At 72.4% G+C, this 550-nt stretch carries 1 protein-coding gene and 1 pseudogene; both read left to right on the plus strand.

Annotated features, from left to right (window positions below; all coding sequences use genetic code 11):
* A pseudogene (locus LPA54_RS35980) lies at positions 1-489 on the plus strand (hypothetical protein); the annotation flags it as partial.
* The coding region (locus LPA54_RS43085; RefSeq protein WP_368857894.1) for a hypothetical protein at positions 469-550 on the plus strand (82 nt) is incomplete at its 3' end. The pseudogene LPA54_RS35980 and the gene LPA54_RS43085, both read left to right, overlap by 21 nt.

Consider the following 550-nt stretch of genomic DNA (forward strand, 5'->3'; position numbering starts at 1 on the left):
CGCCGGAGCCTTCCCCGAGGGCTACAAGGCCGACCACTCCCCGCGCAGCGCCGTGGCCGACCTGGTGCGCCTCGAGGAGCTGGACGAGGAGCGGAACTTCGCGCTCAGCCTGTACGAGCCGGTGGGCGCGGCCCCCGACGAGCGCCGCTTCAAGATCTACCGCACGACCGAGGCCGTCTCCCTGTCCGCGGTGCTGCCCGTGCTGCAGCGTCTCGGCGTCGAGGTCGTCGACGAGCGGCCGTACGAACTGCGGTGCGACGACCGCAGTGTCGCCTACATCTACGACTTCGGCCTGCGCATGCCGCAGGCGCCCGGCGGCGGGGTGGACTACCTCGGCGACGACGCCCGCGAGCGCTTCCAGGACACCTTCGCGGCGACCTGGACCGGGCGCTGGAGTTCCTGCCCACCGACCGGCAGATCCGCGAGCGGCTCGCCACCGGGCAGGGCCTGACCGGGCCGGAGACGGCGGTGCTGCTGGCGTACACGAAGATCACCGTCGCCGACGAGCTGCTGCACACCTCGCTGCCCGACGACCCCTACCTCAAGGGTC

Origin of the sequence: Streptomyces sp. DH12 (assembly GCF_020873895.1) — a bacterium.
Classification (GTDB): Bacteria; Actinomycetota; Actinomycetes; order Streptomycetales; family Streptomycetaceae; genus Streptomyces.